Annotated in this window: 2 protein-coding genes and 1 pseudogene; 2 read left to right on the top strand and 1 reads right to left on the bottom strand. The window is 41.9% G+C overall.

Annotation, left to right across the window (positions count from 1 at the left end; genetic code table 11):
- Window positions 1–260 precede the first annotated feature (260 nt).
- Window positions 261–1,487, top strand: coding sequence for a bifunctional glutamate N-acetyltransferase/amino-acid acetyltransferase ArgJ (gene argJ / locus ACTF6W_RS02690; RefSeq protein ID WP_438992994.1), 1,227 nt, complete (start codon window positions 261–263; stop codon window positions 1,485–1,487).
- Between the two features lie 8 nt (window positions 1,488–1,495).
- Entirely contained in the window at window positions 1,496–1,942 is a 447-nt protein-coding gene (gene mutT / locus ACTF6W_RS02685; RefSeq protein ID WP_438992993.1) for an 8-oxo-dGTP diphosphatase MutT, read from the top strand.
- On the opposite strand, the pseudogene ACTF6W_RS02680 reads toward mutT, so the two are convergent.
- A pseudogene (locus ACTF6W_RS02680) lies at window positions 1,937–2,339 on the bottom strand (SAM-dependent methyltransferase); the annotation flags it as partial. The gene mutT and the pseudogene ACTF6W_RS02680 sit on opposite strands and share 6 nt — an antisense overlap.

The following is a 2,339-nucleotide window of genomic DNA, read 5'->3' as shown; positions in this document are numbered from 1 at the left end:
CTTTCGTTTGATGTACCAAAAATCTTTTTGGCAATATTCGAAAATCCCAGCATTATTTTTTCCCATGCGGTCGCGTGTTTTTGCTAACCGTTCATTTTTAATCAATATATATGAGTAGCAGACATAAGATTGTCCGTGCCATCTGTCAATGTTTGATGGATATAATAGTGAAATTTTTAAGAGAAAATATGGACATAGCGTTATTTCAAGGCCTATATAAGGAATAAATTCATAATTCATAATAATTGACGGTATTTAATATGACCAAAAAGTCTCCATTAGCCCCTACTCATATTCCGACTCTACCCGAACTTGACGGTGTCCTAATAGGTACGGCTGCAACGGAAATGAAATATAAAGGACGAGACGATTTATTGTTAATTTCTATCCCTGACGGAGCAGTAATTGCAGGCGTGTTTACTACATCTAAATGTTTTTCTGCGCCGGTTGGCTGGTGTAGAGATATAGTATCGAAAAATAAAAAAGCAAAAGCATTGCTTGTTAATGCGGGCAATGCCAATGCTTTTACAGGTACGGCGGGTGATAACGCCATGTTTTCGACGATTAAAGCCGTTGCGGATGAGCTTAATTGCGAAGAAGAAGAAGTTTATGTCGCTTCAACAGGTGTGATAGGTGAGGTGCTTGATGAAAAGCGGATCATTGCGCATATCGGAGATACAGGTCAAAATTTAGCGAAAAACAACTGGAATGCTGCTGCGAAAGCCATTTTGACAACGGATACATTTGCGAAACTTTCAACAAAAACGGCAATGATTGGTGATCAAAAGGTTACGATCAATGGTATTACTAAGGGTTCTGGAATGATTGCCCCTGATATGGCGACAATGTTAGGCTTTATTTTCACTGATGCGGCGATTGAAAAAGATGTCCTACAGATGCTTTTAAAAGAAACATGTGATGAAAGCTTCAATAGTATTACCGTAGATAGTGATACTTCGACCTCAGATACCGTTTTACTTTTTGCAACGGGTAAAGAAAACCCTATCAATGACATTGCGGATGAAAGATTAAATGATTTTAAGAAAAAGCTTACCGAACTAATGCTTGATCTCTCTCATCAAATTGTTCGCGACGGCGAAGGCGCCAGTAAATTTATCAGCATTAACGTAATCGGCGCGGAAAATGACAGTGCAGCCAAAAAAATCGCGTTAAGCATCGCGAATTCACCATTGGTAAAAACCGCGATAGCAGGAGAAGACGCAAATTGGGGGCGTATTGTAATGGCGGTGGGTAAAGCAGGTGAAAAAGCGGATCGTGATAAATTGAATATTACTATCGGTGGGCAAAAAGTAACTGAAAGCGGCATGGCCGTGGACGGATATGATGAAGACTATTTTACGTCGCATCTAAAAGGACAGGAAATTGATATTGCCGTAGATGTGGGTATCGCAAGCGGTCAATCGACCGTGTGGACGTGTGATCTAACCCATGAATATATTACCATCAATGCAGATTATAGAAGTTAGGAAAGCTTATGAATGAATTTTGTCCTGACCCACCTGGTGGATGGCCGACAGATCCGGTAAAACTTATTACGGTTTCGGCTGTAGTAATGGTTGATGTTGACGGAAGAATACTTATTGCGCAACGCCCCGAAGGCAAAAATATGGCGGGTCTTTGGGAATTTCCGGGTGGTAAAATTGAACCGGGCGAAACGCCAGAACGAGCGCTTATTAGAGAGTTAAAAGAAGAATTGGGTATTGATACCACGGAAAGTTGTCTTGCCGCATTTACATTTGCATCACATCGTTACGATGATTTTCATTTATTGATGCCAGTTTTTCTATGCCGTAAGTGGGATGGATTTGTGACCGCTAAAGAGGGCCAAGCCTTGAAATGGGTCAAAATTAATGAACTTAAGGAGTATCCAATGCCGCCTGCGGATAAGCCACTGCTCGCGATGATCCGTGATTTTCTATGATGGTTCTTCGTTTTGGATCGGTGGGGTTTTTCCAAGCGCGTCTTTTAAGGACATTTTCGCTGAACCGGGTTTCAACGGCTTTTGTTGGCTTTCATGGGGGGACCACCCTTGGAAATATAAAATATCGAATGTGACGGGAATTCTTCCGTCTTCATTGGCAAAGTCTTCGGAATAGATTTCCGCTACTCTCATCATATGTGCAGCGGTGGTCAGACCTTTATAACCCTTGATGAGTGCATTATTTTCGCCCATCCCCTTTAATTCTTTCATTAAAGCAAAGGCATTTGAATAGGTTACAGTTATACGTTCCGTATTGACGACAGGCAGAGTAAAGCCTGCACGCTGTAATAAACCGCCGGCGTCCCGAACGTCCATGAGTGGGGACGCATGCGGTCTA

It is taken from the genome of Pseudemcibacter sp., assembly GCF_965661635.1.
In the GTDB taxonomy this organism is placed as follows: Bacteria; Pseudomonadota; Alphaproteobacteria; order Sphingomonadales; family Emcibacteraceae; genus Pseudemcibacter.
The sequence above is the reverse complement of the archived record's forward strand: the minus strand, read 5'-3'. Positions and strand labels throughout refer to the sequence as shown.